Origin of the sequence: Streptomyces sp. CB03234, from assembly GCF_001905885.1 — a bacterium.
Lineage (GTDB): Bacteria > Actinomycetota > Actinomycetes > Streptomycetales > Streptomycetaceae > Streptomyces.
In genome coordinates this window covers 138,705-151,808 of sequence record NZ_LIYH01000002.1, presented here as the reverse complement: position 1 = coordinate 151,808, position 13,104 = coordinate 138,705, and the positions used below count along the sequence as shown (strand labels likewise).

Genomic DNA, 13,104 nt, shown 5'->3' with positions numbered 1-13,104 from the left:
GTGCGACGCATGACACAGGAGCTGCGGCGGTCGCTGGGCGTCTTCGACGCGGTCGTCATCGGGCTGGGCTCGATGGTCGGAGCCGGGATCTTCGTGGCGCTCGGGCCGGCGGCCGGGGCGGCCGGGAGCGGACTGCTGCTGGGGCTGGCGCTGGCGGGGGCGGTCGCGTACTGCAACGCCATGGCGTCGGCGCGGCTGGCCGCCCGCTATCCGGCGTCGGGCGGCACGTATGTGTACGGGCGCGAACGGCTGGGTCCTTTCTGGGGTTACCTCGCGGGCTGGGGTTTCGTGGTCGGCAAGACCGCCTCGTGCGCGGCGATGGCGCTCGCGGTCGGGTCGTACGTGTGGCCGGAGCAGGCGCACGCGGTGGCGGTCGCGGCGGTGGTGGCGCTGACCGCCGTGAACTACGGGGGCGTTCAGAAGTCGGCGCTGCTCACGCGCGTCATCGTGGCGGGGGTGCTGGCGGTCCTGGTCGCGGTGATCGTCTCCTGTCTCGGGTCGGGTGCGGTGGAGTTCGGGCGGCTGGAACCGGCCGGGGACGCGTCGGCGGGCGGGGTGTTGCAGGCGGCGGGGCTGCTGTTCTTCGCGTTCGCCGGGTACGCGCGGATCGCCACGCTGGGCGAGGAGGTGCGGGATCCGGCGCGGACCATCCCCCGGGCGGTCCCGCTGGCACTGGGCATCGCGCTGGTCGTGTACGCGGGTGTGGCGGTCTCCGTCCTGTCGGTGCTGGGCGCGCGCGAGTTGGGCGACTCGGTGGCTCCGCTCGCGGACGCGGCGCGAGCGGCGGGTGCGGGCTGGCTGGTACCGGTGGTGCGGGTGGGCGCGGCGGTGGCCGCGCTGGGTTCACTGCTGGCGCTGATCCTCGGGGTGTCCCGTACGACGCTGGCGATGGCGCGCGACGGTCACCTGCCGCGCACGCTCGCCGCCGTGCACCCGCGCTTCCAGGTGCCGCACCACGCGGAGCTGGCGGTGGGGCTGGTCGTCGCGGTGGTGGCGGCGACGGCGGACGTGCGTGGGGCGATCGGCTTCTCGTCGTTCGGGGTGCTGGTGTACTACGCGATCGCCAACGCTTCGGCGTGGACGCTCGGTTCGGGGCGCGTCCTCGCGGCGACCGGGCTGGCGGGCTGCCTGGCGCTCGCGTTCGCCCTGCCCCTGTCGTCGGTCCTGGCGGGCACGGCGGTGCTGGCGGCGGGTGCGGTGATGTACGCGGTGCGGCGCGGCTAGCGCGCCGCACGCGTCATATTCGGGTGCGCGCCTCGGCCGCGACCCGGCCCGGCACCTGCTCGTCCTCGGTCATGTGTTCATGGTGCACCACGGCACTGACAGGGCGGGGCCGTGGCTCAACGGGTGGCGAAGGGCCGGTCGCTCGGGACGATCTCCTTGCCCAGCGGCAGCAGGGAGACCGGGATGAGCTTGAAGTTCGCGATGCCCAGCGGGATGCCGATGATGGTGACGCACAGGGCGATGCCGGTGAGGACGTGCCCGAGCGCCAGCCACCAGCCGGCGAGGACCAGCCACAGCACGTTGCCGAGGCAGGACGCCGCGCCCGCGTCACGGCGGTCGACGACGGTCTGCCCGAAGGGCCACAGGGCGTAGAGGCCGACGCGGAAGGCGGCCAGGCCGAAGGGGATGCCGATGACGGTGATGCAGAGCAGCAGGCCCGCGACCATGTAGCCGAGGAACAACCAGAAGCCACCGAAGATCAGCCATATGAGGTTGAGGATTGCTTTCATGGGCGGCGACCTGCCATCTGTTCGAGTCGGGCGATGCGTTCCGCCATCGGCGGGTGGGTCGAGAACATCTTGGCGAACCCCTGACCGGGGCGGAACGGGTTCGCGATCATCATGTGGCTGGCCGTCTCGATCCTGGGCTCGGGCGGCAGTGGGAGCCTCTTTGTGCCCGCCTCGAGCTTGCGCAGCGCGCTGGCCAGGGCGAGCGGGTCGCCGGTGAGCTGCGCGCCGGAGGCGTCCGCCTCGTACTCCCGCGAGCGGCTGATGGCCAGCTGGATCACCGATGCGGCCAGCGGGCCCAGCAGCATGATCAGCAGCATGCCGACCAGGCCCGGACCGTCGTCGTCATCGGAGCGGCCGACCGGGATGAGCCAGGCGAAGTTCACCAGGAACATGATCACCGAGGCGAGGGCCCCGGCGACCGACGAGATCAGGATGTCCCGGTTGTAGACGTGGCTCAGTTCGTGGCCGATGACGCCGCGCAGTTCGCGCTCGTCGAGGAGCTGGAGGATCCCCTCGGTGCAGCACACAGCGGCGTTGCGCGGATTGCGGCCGGTCGCGAAGGCGTTGGGGGCCTGAGTCGGCGAGATGTAGAGGCGGGGCATCGGCTGGCGAGCCTGCGTGGACAGCTCCCTGACCATCCGGTACAGCTGCGGCGCCTGGAACTCGCTGACGGGGCGGGCCCGCATGGCGCGCAGCGCGAGCTTGTCGCTGTTCCAGTACGCGTAGGCGTTGGTGCCGAGGGCCACGAGGAGCGCCACGACGAGACCCGTACGGCCGAAGAAGCTGCCGATCAGGATGATGAGTGCGGACAGTCCCCCGAGGAGTACGGCGGTCTTCAGCCCGTTGTGCCGGCGGTGCACGGTACGCCCTCCAAATGGTGCGGCAGGGGAACCCTTTGCCTGGTGCTGGTCCACTGTTCAGTGGACCCTCCCGTACTGGTCAACGCCAGGCGGGCATGGCGGGTTCCCTTGTGCGCCGGGAGCGGGGTGTGGGCCGTCCGGGTGACTCGGGTGCCTCAGCGCGGGGCGGGCAGTCCGGCCTTCCGCAGGGCCTCCTGGACCGGTTCCACCTCGCTGGTGCAGTGGGCGCAGCGGCTGGCGACGGCCGGGATCTCGGTGAAGCAGCGCGGGCAGTCCCGTACGGCGGCCTTGATGTCGAAGGGCTCGTCGCGCTTGAAGCGGGTCTGGATCTTCATCATCGGGACGACGACGCAGAAGTAGAGCACGGCGGCGGTGATCACGAACGCGAGGGCGGCGCTGATGAACAGGCCGTAGGGGAACTTGGTGTCGCTGACCACGAAAGAGGAGTGGCTGAAGTCTCCGACGGTGCCGGTCGCGAGGCCGATGAGCGGGGTGATGAAGGCGTTGCTGAAGGCGGTGACGACCGCCGTGAAGGCCGCGCCGACGGCCAGGCCGATCGCCATGGAGATGACGTTTCCACGGAGGATGAAGTCCTTGAAACCGTTCAGCACGGCCGTGCTCCTAGAAAATGCGTGGGGGCTGCGGGGGTCAGAAGAGAGTGTCGCCGGCGAAGCGCAGCACCAGCTCGGGGTAGCCCGACAGCACCACGCCGGCGGCGGCCGTCACGACGATGGCCACGGTGACGGGCATGGGCGCGGGCTCCCTGACGGGGGCGCCCTCGGGTGCGCCCTCGGGTGCGCGGAACAGTACCGCCGTCCACTGCAGGTAGTAGTAGAGGGCGATGACGACGTTGACGCCCATGACGACGGCGAGCCAGCCCAGGCCGGCGTCGACCGCCGCCGAGAAGACCGTGACCTTCGCGAAGAGGCCGATGATGCCCGGTGGCAGGCCGGCCAGGCAGAGCAGGAAGAAGCCCATGACCAGCGCGGCCGCCGGCCGGGTGGCGTACAGGCCCCGGTAGTCGGAGATCCGGTTCAGCGGGTGCGTACGGGCGACCAGGGCGGCGACCGCGAAGGCGCCGAGGTTCACGACGGCGTACATCAGGGCGTACGCGACCGTGGCGCCGATCTGGTCGTCGCCGGAGTAGGCGGCGGACGCGATCGGCACCAGGAGGTAGCCCGCCTGGGCCACCGAGGACCACGCCAGCAGCCGTACCGCGCTCCACGCGCGCGTGGGGACCTGCCGGAGGGCGGCGACGTTGCCGGCGGTCATGGTGAGCGCGGCGAGCACCGCGAGGGCCGGGCCCCACACGTCCGCGTACGTCGGGAAGGCGATGACGGTCACCAGGATGAGGCCGGTGAAGCCGACGGCCTTGCCGACGACCGAGAGGTAGGCGGCGATGGGCAGCGGCGCCCCGACGTAGGTGTCGGGGACCCAGAAGTGGAACGGCACGGCGGCCGTCTTGAAGGCGAAGCCGACGAGAGTGAGGGCGACACCCGCCTTGGCGAGGTTCTCCAGCCGCGCCGGGACGTCGTCCAGGTTCTGGGCGATCTCGGTGAGGTGCAGGGTGCCGGTCGTGGCGTACACGAAGCTCACGCCGAGGAGCATCACGGCGGTGGCGGTGACGGAGGAGAGGAAGAACTTCAGCGCCGCCTCGCCGGACATGCGGTCGCCCCGCTTGAGACCGACGAGCGCGAAGGCGGGCAGCGAGGCGACCTCCAGGGCGACGACCAGCGTCGCCAGGTCCCGGGAGGCGGGCAGCAGCGCGGCACCGGCGGCCGAGGAGAGCAGCAGGAACCAGAACTCTCCCGCCGGAAGCCTCTCCTCGGTGTCGTGCAGCGACAGCAGGGCCGTCAGGAGCGCGCCTCCGAGCACCAGGAACTGGATGACCAGGGTGAAGTGGTCGGCGGTGTAGCTGCACGCGTCGGCGTCGGTGGTCAGGCAGAAGGTGTTCCGGTCGCCCTTGCGCAGCGGCAGGAGGGTGAGGATCGCGGCGACGAGTCCGGCGATCGCGCCCCAGCCGAGGAGCTGCTTGCGCTCCTTCGGTACGAAGAGGTCGGCGACGAGCACGAGCAGACCGACGACGGCGGCGATGGTGGGCGGCGCGATGGCGGCCCAGTCGACCGACTGGACGAGGTCGGCCGCGCTCGTGGCGCTCGTGGCGCTCGTGGCTGCGAGGGTCACGACTTGCCTCCTGCGAGGAGCTTCTGCACGGCCGGGTCGGTGAGGCCGAGGAGGACCGCGGGCCAGAGGCCGGCGACGACCGTGAGGACGGCCAGCGGCGACCAGGCGGCGACTTCGTACGTCTGGATGTCGGCGAGCGGCGGCTGGTCGGCGGCGGGCCTGGCGCCCATGCAGACGCGGCGTACGACGACGAGGAGGTACGCGGCGGTGAGCAGCGTGCCGAACGCGCCGACGGCCATGAAGGTGAGGAAGGCGGGGCGGCTGAGGCCCTCGGCCGGCTGGAACGCGCCGAACAGGGCGAGCATCTCGCCCCAGAATCCGGCGAGGCCGGGCAGTCCGAGCGAGGCGACGGCGGCGAACGCGAGGAGGCCGCCGAGGCGGGGCGCGCGGCCGTAGAGGGCGGCGCCGGTGGCTCCGGCGAGGGTGTCGAGGTCGGCCGTGCCGTACCGGTCCTTGATCGCGCCGACCAGGAAGAACAGCAGGCCGGTGATGAGGCCGTGGGCGATGTTGGCGAAGAGCGCGCCGTTGACGCCGGTGGGCGTCATGGTCGCGATGCCGAGGAGGACGAAGCCCATGTGGCCCACGGAGGAGTACGCGATCAGGCGCTTGAGGTCGCCCTTCGCGCCGGTGCGGGCGAGGGAGAGGCAGGCGAGCGACCCGTAGATGATGCCGGCGGTGGCGAACGCGGCGAGGTAGGGCGCGAGGATGTGCATGCCGTCGGGCGTGATCGGCAGGACGATCCGGACGAATCCGTACGTACCCATCTTCAGCAGGACACCGGCGAGGAGCACCGAGCCGACGGTCGGCGCGGCGGTGTGGGCGTCCGGCAGCCAGCTGTGCAGCGGCCACATCGGGGTCTTCACGGCGAGCCCGATCCCGATCGCGAGAACCGCGATGACCTGCACGGATGTGGTGATGTCGCGGCCGTTGTCAGTGGCGAGTGCCACCATGTCGAAGGTGCCGGCCTTCAGCCCGACGAGCAGGAGGCCGAGCAGCATGACGACCGAACCGAGCAGCGTGTAGAGGATGAACCGCCAGGCGGCCGGCTGGCGTCCCTCGCCGCCCCAGCGGGCGATGAGGAAGTACATCGGGATGAGCACCATCTCGAAGGCCAGGAAGAACAGCAGCAGATCGAGGACGGCGAAGGTCGCCAGCGTGCCGGACTCGAGGACCAGCAGCAGGGCGACGAATGCCTTCGGGGAGGGGCCCGCGGGCATCTTGAAGTAGGTGTAGAGCGCGCAGAGGAAGGTCAGCAGCGCGGTCAGGACCAGGAGGGGGAGGGAAATGCCGTCGATGCCGAGGTGGATCCGCACGTCGAGCGCCGGGATCCAGCTGATGTCCGTCGTGGCCTGCATCTTCGACGGCTGGTCGTGGTCGAAGCCGAGCGTGAGGACGACCGCGGCCGCGAGGATCGCACCGGTGACGGTCACACCGTGGCGGAGCACGGCCTGGTCCGGGGACTTCCCCTTCAGCCCGGGTGGCGCCGGGAGGAGGGCCGCCGCGGCGCCGATGAGCGGGCCGACGACGATGAACGCGAGGAGGAACTGCATCACGGATTCGCTGATATCGATCACGGCTCACGCTCCGGCGGCGACGAGGACGGCGGCGATCGCCAGGACGACGGAGCCGGCGAGCAGGGCGCTGAGGTAGGTCTGCACGTTGCCCGTCTGGGCGCGCCGGACGGCCCACCCGAGCAGGTTCGTGCCGCTGCCCGCTCCGCGTACGTACGTCTCGACGACCTCGCGGTCGAGGAAGCTGACGAGTGAGGCCGCCGCCCTGACGGGGCGTACGAAGAGGGCGGAGTAGACGGCGTCGACATGGAAGCCGGCGGCGGCGTGGCGGTGCAGTGGGCCGAGCAGCAGGCGTCCGGGGTCGGCGGGGTCGGGGGCCGCGGCGATGTCGCCGTAGGCGGGGGTGTGCGTGGTGATCGCCTCGGCCTCGGAGACGGCGGGTTCGGCCTCGGGGTGGGCGGCGACCGCGCCGAGCGGCGTACGGGCCGCCAGGGCCGTGGTGTGCCGCCAGGCGCCGTACGTGACGAGCCCGCCGACGAGGGCGATCCCCGTGCCGAGCACGGCCGTGGTGACGGTGGGGGTCAGCGCGTGGCCGTCGAACCAGTCGCCGAGCACTCCGACGCTCAGGCCGAAGGCGAGGGAGGGGATCGCGAGCACCCACAGGACGGCGTTCATGGCGATCGGCTGCCTGCCGTGCTGGGGGGCTTCGGCACCCCGGCCACGGAAGGCCAGCAGCCACAGACGTGTCGCGTACGCGGCGGTGAGGAGGGCGGTGAGCAGACCGGACACGAGGACGATCCAGCCCGCCCCGGCCGGGGCGACCGTCCGGTCGCCGAGGGCGGTGTGCTCGGCGGCCACGAGGACGGCTTCCTTGGAGAAGAAGCCGGCGAACGGCGGGATCGCGGCGAGCGCGAGCAGGGCGACCGTCATCGTCCAGTACGCGTCGGGGATGCGGGCGGCCAGACCCCGCATGCGGGACATGGCGGCCAGCGAGTTCGTACCGGCGGCGTGGATGATCACGCCGGCGGCGAGGAACAGCAGCGCCTTGAAGGCGCCGTGCGACAGGAGGTGGAAGACGGCGGCGCCCCGGTCACCGACGGCAAGGGCGCCCGACATGTAGCCGAGCTGGCCGATGGTCGAGTAGGCGAGCACCCGCTTGATGTCGTCCTGCGCGAGGGCGGCGAGTCCGGAGCCGACCATCGTGACCGCGGCCATCACGGCGAGCACGGTCATGGCGGCCGCGGAGGCGGCGAAGACGGGAAGGAGCCGGGCCACGAAGTACACACCGGCGGCGACCATCGTCGCGGCGTGGATCAGCGCGGAGACCGGCGTCGGGCCGGCCATGGCGTCCGGGAGCCAGGTGTGCAGCGGGAACTGGGCGGACTTGCCGGCCACGCCCGCGAGCAGGAGCAGCGCGATCAGGGTGGGGTGGTCGATGCCGCCTGCGGCGACGGCACCGAGGATCCCGGTGATCCGGAACGTGCCGGCGTCGGCGGCCAGCGCGAACAGACCGATCAGGAAGGGGACGTCGCCGAGCTTGGTGACCAGGAAGGCCTTGAGGGAGGCTGCGCGCGCCTCGGGCGTCTCCCAGTAGTGGCCGACGAGGAAGTACGAGCAGATGCCCATGATCTCCCAGCCGACCAGCAGCACCATCAGGTCGCCGGAGTAGACGACGAGCAGCATCGCGGAGGTGAACAGGGAGACGAGCGCCGCGTACGAGGGGTAGCGCGGGTCGTCGCGGAGGTAGCCCGTCGAGTAGATCTGCACGCACGAGGCGACGACGCCGACCAGGACGGCGGTCAGGGCGGCGAAGCCGTCCAGGTGCAGGGCGAGGTCGATCGGTACCGAGCCGGTCGGGGTGAGCTGGGTAGCCGCGTCGATCGCCTTGCCGCCGCCCTGGCGTACGGCGACGAGCACGGCGAGCACGAGGGCGGCCAGCGTCGGAAGGACGGCCAGCGGGCGCACGAAGCCGGGGGCGGTGCGGCCGAGGAGCAGTCCGGTGAGGGCGCCGAGGAACGGAAGGAGGGGGACGAGGACGGCGAGGGTCGTGGTGGTCACGCGGTGGCCTCAGCCTTCTCGTCGGGGCCCGCGGTCTCGTCGGTGCCTGCGGTGTCGCCGGTACCTGCGGTGTCGTCGGCGGTCGCGGTCTCGGCGTTGTCGCGGAGCTTGTCGATGTCCGAGGTGCCGCGGTTGCGGTAGACCATCAGGACGATCGCCAGACCGATGCCGATCTCGGCGGCGGCGATGGCGATGGTGAAGAGGGTCAGCGCCTGGCCGGCGTGCAGGGCGTCGCGCAGCCACACGTCGAAGGCGACGAGGTTGAGGTTGACGGCGTTGAGCATCAGCTCGACGGACATCAGGACCAGGATCGCGTTGCGGCGGGCGAGCACCCCGTACAGGCCGGTGCAGAAGAGCAGGACGGCGAGGACCGCCGGATAGGCGAGGTGCATCAGTTGTCGCCCTCCCGCTCGCGGCCCTTGCGGGACAGGACGATCGCGCCGACGAGCGCGGCCAGGAGGAGGACGGAGAGCGCCTCGAAGGGCAGCACCCAGTGCCGGAAGAGGATCGAGCCCGACACCTTGGTGGAGCCCTGGGCCGGTCCGTCGAGGTCGATCCAGGTGGTGCGGAACGCGTCCACGACCACCCAGATGAGCGCGGCCGCGGCGGCGGCCGCGACCGCGAGGGCGGCCGGGCGGTTGCCGGAGTCGGCGTCGGGTGAGCGGCCGATGGGCGCCTTGGTGAGCATCAGACCGAAGAGGAGGAGGACGACGACGGAACCGACGTAGATCAGGACCTGGACCCAGGCGATGAACTCCGCCGTGAGGAGGAGGTACTCGACGGCGATCCCGCCGAGCGCCACGACCAGCCACAGGGCGGCGTGCACCAGTTGCTTGGTGGTGACCGTGACGACGGCGGCGCCGAGGGTGACGATGCCGACGAGGAGGAAGGCGATCTCGACGCCGGTGGGAGACAGGAAGCCGTTGGTGGCGGCGAGCGTCACGCGGTTCCTCCCTCGGCCGGGCGCTGCGGCTGGTCGGCGCCGGCGGTGTGCGCCGCGTCCGCCTCGGCGGCCGGGGCGGCTTCGACAGCCGGGGCGGCTTGGGCGGCGGCGAGCTTCTCCGCGGCCTTTCGGGCGGCGGCGATCTCCTTGGGCTCCTCGGCACCGGGGTCGAGGGCGGGTGGTTCGGGGACCGTCCACATCCACTCGCGGAGCTTGTCCCGCTCGTGGGTGAGGTCGTGGATGTCCGTCTCCGCGTACTCGAACTCCGGTGACCAGAACAGCGCGTCGAAAGGACACACCTCGATGCAGATACCGCAGTACATGCACAGGGCGAAGTCGATCGCGAACCGGTCCAGGACGTTGCGGCTGCGCTCGCGGCCACCGGGGGTCGCGGCGGGGATCGTCTCCTTGTGGGAGTCGATGTAGATGCACCAGTCGGGGCACTCGCGGGCGCAGAGCATGCAGACCGTGCAGTTCTCCTCGAACAGTCCGATCACGCCGCGCGTGCGGGGTGGGAGTTCGGGCTGGGCGTCGGGGTACTGCGCGGTGTGGCTCTTCTTCGTCATCGTGCGGAGGGTGACGGCCAAGCCCTTGGCGAGGCCGGAACCTGGGATGGGGGCCATGGTCAGGAATTCACCACCTTGACGATGCCGGTGAGGGCGATCTGGGCGAGGGCGAGCGGGACGAGGGTGGTCCAGGCGAGCTTCTGCAGCTGGTCCTCACGCAGCCGCGGGTAGCTCACGCGCAGCCAGATCACGATGAAGGCGAGCACGGCCGTCTTGAGCAGGGTCCACACCCAGCCGAGGCCCTCGGCCCCGAAGGGGCCGTGCCAGCCGCCGAGGAACAGGACGGTGGTCAGACCGCACAGGACGACGATGCCGGCGTACTCCGCGAGCAGGAACAGCGCGAAGCGCAGGCCGGTGTACTCGGTGTACGCGCCGAAGATGATCTCCGAGTCGGCGACCGGCATGTCGAACGGCGGGCGCTGGAGTTCGGCGAGGCCGGCGATGAAGAAGACGAGTGCGCCGACGATCTGCCAGGGCAGCCACCACCACTCGAAGGCGTTGACGATGCCGGGGAGGGAGACCGTCCCGGCCGCCATCGCGACGGACGCGGCGGCGAGCAGCATGGGCAGCTCGTACGCGAGGAGCTGAGCGGCGGTGCGCAAGCCCCCGAGGAGGGAGAACTTGTTGGCGGACGCCCAACCGGCCATCAGCGAGCCGAGCACGCCCACGCCCATGACGGCGAGCACGAAGAAGATGCCCGCGTCGACGACCTCGCCGACGGCTCCTTCGCTCGGGCCGATCGGGATGGCGACCAGGACGAGGAGGTACGGGAGGAGGGCGACGGCGGGGGCGAGCTGGAAGATGCGGCGGTCGGCGTTGGCCGGGACCACGTCTTCCTTCTGCGCGAACTTCACGCCGTCGGCGACGAGCTGGGCCCAGCCGTGGAACCCACCGGCGTACATGGGGCCGAGGCGGCCCTGCATATGCGCCATGACCTTGTGCTCGGTCTGGCCGATCACCAGGGGCAGGACCAGGAATACGGCGAAGACGACGAGCAGCCGGAAGGCGACGTCGAGTACGTCGTTCACGCGTCTCCTTCGTTGTTCGTTCGTCGTGTTTCGGGTGCGGGTGCGGTGTCGTCGGTCTCGGGCGCGGCTTCAGGGCCGGGCACGGCCGCAGGGCCGGCGCCCGGGGCCGCCTCGGGCTCGGGCACGACTTCAGGGCCGGCGCCCGGGGCCGCCTCGGGCTCGGGTGCGGCTTTCGGCGACGCGGGCGTGGGGAGCGTGTCCGGCTCGGGTGCGGCTTCCGGCTCCGGTACGGCCTGCGGCTCGGGGGACGGCGGGGTGGCCGTCTCCGGGGCCGGGGCGGAGGTGTCGTCGAAGGCGGGGCGCGGGTTGTTCCAGGGGGCGTCCGTGCTGCGGGTACGGGGCGGTGGCGTCGGGGACGTCTCCGTCGCGGGTTCCGTGCCGCGCTGACTCGCCGAGCCCGCACTCGCGCTGCGCGTGCGGCGCGGGCCGGCCGGGGCGGCCGGCTGGCTCGCGGAGCCTTCCGAGGCGCTGCGCGTGCGGCGCGGCGGGGCCGCCTCCGTCGCGGCCGCCTCCGTCACGGCCGGTTCCGGTGCCGCCTGGCTTGCGGAGCCCTCGCCCGCCGTGCGCGTGCGCCGGACCGGGCGGTCGCCGGCGGGGCGCGCGGCGCGGGCCGGGCGGGCCGGGGCAGGGGGGAGCTGGCCCTTCAGGGGGCCCCAGTCGTTCGGGTCGGGGACGCCCGGCGGCAGCATCTGGCGCCGCTTGGGCCCGCCGTGCTCGGACTCGCCCGGCTCCTTGGCGCCAGGCCACGCCTTGGCCACGCGGGCGGCCAGGACGAAGTCCTTGCGCAGCGGGTTGCCCTCGAAGTTCTCGGGGAGCAGGAGGTGGACCAGGTTCGGGTGGTCCTCGAAGCGGATGCCGAACATCTCGTACGTCTCGCGCTCGTGCCAGCCGGCGCCCGCGTAGACGCCGATGGCGCTCGGCAGGGCGGGCGCGTCGTGCGGCACGGTCGTACGCAGCAGGAGCCGCCGCACCCGGCCGCCGCCCAGGGCGACGACATGGGCGCAGACGCGGAAGCCGGTGCCGGGCTCGTCGACCGCGCTCAGCCAGTCGAAGTAGGTGCAGCCCAGCTCGTCCCGGGCGGTCTCCAGCGCGGCGATCCAGGAGGCGACGGGGACGTCGACGGTCAGCAGTTCGTACGCCTGCTCGGCCGTGGCGCCCTCGCCGAAGATCTCGGTGACGGATTCGGGGAGTCGGTCGTACGCGGTCACGCCGTACCTCCCGGAGGGGTCACCAGGCCGCTGCGCAGCTGGCCGACCGACGACGAGCGCCCGTGGCCGTACCGCTCACCCAGCGACTCGCGGGCGATCTTCTCCTGGAGCTTGAGGATGCCCTGGAGCAGCGCCTCCGGCCGCGGCGGGCAGCCGGGTACGTACACGTCGACCGGGATGATCTGGTCGACGCCCTTGGTCACGGAGTACGAGTCCCAGTACGGGCCGCCGCAGTTGGAGCAGGCGCCGAAGGAGATGACGTACTTGGGCTCGGGCATCTGCTCGTACAGCCGCTTCACCGCGGGCGCCATCTTGTCCGTGACCGTGCCCGACACGACCATGAGGTCCGCCTGGCGCGGTCCGGGCGCGAACGGGATCACGCCGAGCCGGATGAAGTCGTGCCGGGCCATCGACGCGGCGATGAACTCGATCGCGCAGCAGGCGAGCCCGAAGTTGAAGACCCACAGGCTGTAGCGGCGGCCCCAGTTCAGGACCACCTTCATCGGCTCGGGGGCGAGCCGGGCGAGGGCTCCGAGCCTCTTCGGCTCGGGAAGATCGACAGGGGTCACGTCCATGTCAGGACGCCCTTCTTGTACGCGTAGAGCAGTCCTACGGCCAGGAAGCCGAGGAAGATGAACATCTCGACCAGCGTCGTGGCGCCGTAACCGGGTGCGGCGAAGACGGTCGCCCAGGGGAAGAGGAAGATCGAGTCCACCGCGAAGATGACGTACAGAAAAGCGTAGACGTAGTAGCGGACCTGCGTGTGGGCCCAGCCCTCGCCCACCGGGTCGACGCCGCACTCGTACGTCAGCAGCTTCTCCGGCGTCGGCACGACGGGCCGCAGCAGCCGCCCGGCCGCGAAGGCCACGGCGACGAACAGCACGCCGATCAGGGCGAGCAGGCCGACGACCGAATAGCTCTGGAAATAGTCGACGGCGAGTACGGTCGGTACGGTGCGTACGGTCGGTTCCGGCACGTCCGTGTCCCTCGCTCCCTGTCCTCGCGGCGATGCT

The 13,104-nt window shown here is 71.6% G+C and carries 14 protein-coding genes; 1 reads left to right on the top strand and 13 read right to left on the bottom strand.

Annotation, left to right across the window (positions count from 1 at the left end; all coding sequences use genetic code 11):
• The first annotated feature begins 9 nt into the window (after window positions 1-9).
• A complete protein-coding gene (locus AMK26_RS07445) occupies window positions 10-1,224 on the top strand; it encodes an APC family permease (RefSeq protein WP_073753410.1) in 1,215 nt (404 codons plus the stop codon).
• 116 nt (window positions 1,225-1,340) lie between these two features.
• On the opposite strand, the gene AMK26_RS07440 is transcribed toward AMK26_RS07445, so the two are convergent.
• The 13 genes from AMK26_RS07440 to AMK26_RS07380 all read right to left on the bottom strand — a co-directional run bounded on the left by AMK26_RS07440 (window position 1,341) and on the right by AMK26_RS07380 (window position 13,067).
• Window positions 1,341-1,733: a YccF domain-containing protein gene (locus AMK26_RS07440; RefSeq protein ID WP_073753408.1), complete on the bottom strand. Its 393-nt coding sequence runs from the start codon at window positions 1,731-1,733 to the stop codon at window positions 1,341-1,343.
• Window positions 1,730-2,593 carry a zinc metalloprotease HtpX gene (gene htpX / locus AMK26_RS07435; RefSeq protein ID WP_073753406.1) on the bottom strand — a complete coding sequence of 288 codons (864 nt, stop codon included), beginning with the start codon at window positions 2,591-2,593 and terminating at the stop codon, window positions 1,730-1,732. Before htpX ends, AMK26_RS07440 begins: the two co-directional genes overlap by 4 nt.
• A 155-nt stretch (window positions 2,594-2,748) precedes the next feature.
• Window positions 2,749-3,204: a large conductance mechanosensitive channel protein MscL gene (gene mscL, locus AMK26_RS07430; protein WP_073753404.1), complete on the bottom strand. Its 456-nt coding sequence runs from the start codon at window positions 3,202-3,204 to the stop codon at window positions 2,749-2,751.
• A gap of 37 nt (window positions 3,205-3,241) precedes the next feature.
• Window positions 3,242-4,777, bottom strand: coding sequence for an NADH-quinone oxidoreductase subunit N (locus tag AMK26_RS07425; RefSeq protein ID WP_073753402.1), 1,536 nt, complete (start codon window positions 4,775-4,777; stop codon window positions 3,242-3,244).
• On the bottom strand, window positions 4,774-6,351 hold the full coding sequence (locus AMK26_RS07420; protein WP_073753400.1) for an NADH-quinone oxidoreductase subunit M: 1,578 nt from the start codon (window positions 6,349-6,351) through the stop codon (window positions 4,774-4,776). The genes AMK26_RS07425 and AMK26_RS07420 overlap by 4 nt, the downstream gene beginning before the upstream one ends.
• 3 nt (window positions 6,352-6,354) lie before the next feature.
• Window positions 6,355-8,346, bottom strand: a complete 1,992-nt coding sequence (locus AMK26_RS07415) for an NADH-quinone oxidoreductase subunit 5 family protein (protein WP_073753398.1) — start codon at window positions 8,344-8,346, stop codon at window positions 6,355-6,357.
• Window positions 8,343-8,738, bottom strand: coding sequence for an NADH-quinone oxidoreductase subunit NuoK (gene nuoK / locus AMK26_RS07410; RefSeq protein ID WP_073753396.1), 396 nt, complete (start codon window positions 8,736-8,738; stop codon window positions 8,343-8,345). Before nuoK ends, AMK26_RS07415 begins: the two co-directional genes overlap by 4 nt.
• The gene (locus AMK26_RS07405) at window positions 8,738-9,289 is read right to left on the bottom strand and encodes an NADH-quinone oxidoreductase subunit J family protein (protein ID WP_073753394.1); all 552 of its coding nucleotides are present in this window, start codon (window positions 9,287-9,289) and stop codon (window positions 8,738-8,740) included. The genes nuoK and AMK26_RS07405 overlap by 1 nt, the downstream gene beginning before the upstream one ends.
• Window positions 9,286-9,912 carry a NuoI/complex I 23 kDa subunit family protein gene (locus AMK26_RS07400; RefSeq protein ID WP_073753392.1) on the bottom strand — a complete coding sequence of 209 codons (627 nt, stop codon included), beginning with the start codon at window positions 9,910-9,912 and terminating at the stop codon, window positions 9,286-9,288. Before AMK26_RS07400 ends, AMK26_RS07405 begins: the two co-directional genes overlap by 4 nt.
• A gap of 2 nt (window positions 9,913-9,914) precedes the next feature.
• On the bottom strand, window positions 9,915-10,883 hold the full coding sequence (locus AMK26_RS07395; RefSeq protein ID WP_073753390.1) for a complex I subunit 1/NuoH family protein: 969 nt from the start codon (window positions 10,881-10,883) through the stop codon (window positions 9,915-9,917).
• Window positions 10,880-12,091, bottom strand: coding sequence for an NADH-quinone oxidoreductase subunit C (locus tag AMK26_RS07390; protein ID WP_073753388.1), 1,212 nt, complete (start codon window positions 12,089-12,091; stop codon window positions 10,880-10,882). Before AMK26_RS07390 ends, AMK26_RS07395 begins: the two co-directional genes overlap by 4 nt.
• Complete coding sequence (locus tag AMK26_RS07385) at window positions 12,088-12,666, bottom strand: NADH-quinone oxidoreductase subunit B (RefSeq protein ID WP_073753386.1); 579 nt, start codon at window positions 12,664-12,666, stop codon at window positions 12,088-12,090. Before AMK26_RS07385 ends, AMK26_RS07390 begins: the two co-directional genes overlap by 4 nt.
• Complete coding sequence (locus AMK26_RS07380) at window positions 12,657-13,067, bottom strand: NADH-quinone oxidoreductase subunit A (RefSeq protein ID WP_073753384.1); 411 nt, start codon at window positions 13,065-13,067, stop codon at window positions 12,657-12,659. Before AMK26_RS07380 ends, AMK26_RS07385 begins: the two co-directional genes overlap by 10 nt.
• Window positions 13,068-13,104 lie beyond the last annotated feature (37 nt).

Excerpts from the sequence above, each read along its gene's own strand:
- AMK26_RS07385 (WP_073753386.1), bottom strand. The coding sequence starts at position 12,666 with ATGGACGTGACCCCTGTCGATCTTCCCGAGCCGAAGAGGCTCGGAGCC.
- AMK26_RS07445 (WP_073753410.1), top strand. The coding sequence starts at position 10 with ATGACACAGGAGCTGCGGCGGTCGCTGGGCGTCTTCGACGCGGTCGTC.
- AMK26_RS07440 (WP_073753408.1), bottom strand. The coding sequence starts at position 1,733 with ATGAAAGCAATCCTCAACCTCATATGGCTGATCTTCGGTGGCTTCTGG.
- nuoK (WP_073753396.1), bottom strand. The coding sequence starts at position 8,738 with ATGCACCTCGCCTATCCGGCGGTCCTCGCCGTCCTGCTCTTCTGCACC.
- AMK26_RS07400 (WP_073753392.1), bottom strand. The coding sequence starts at position 9,912 with ATGGCCCCCATCCCAGGTTCCGGCCTCGCCAAGGGCTTGGCCGTCACC.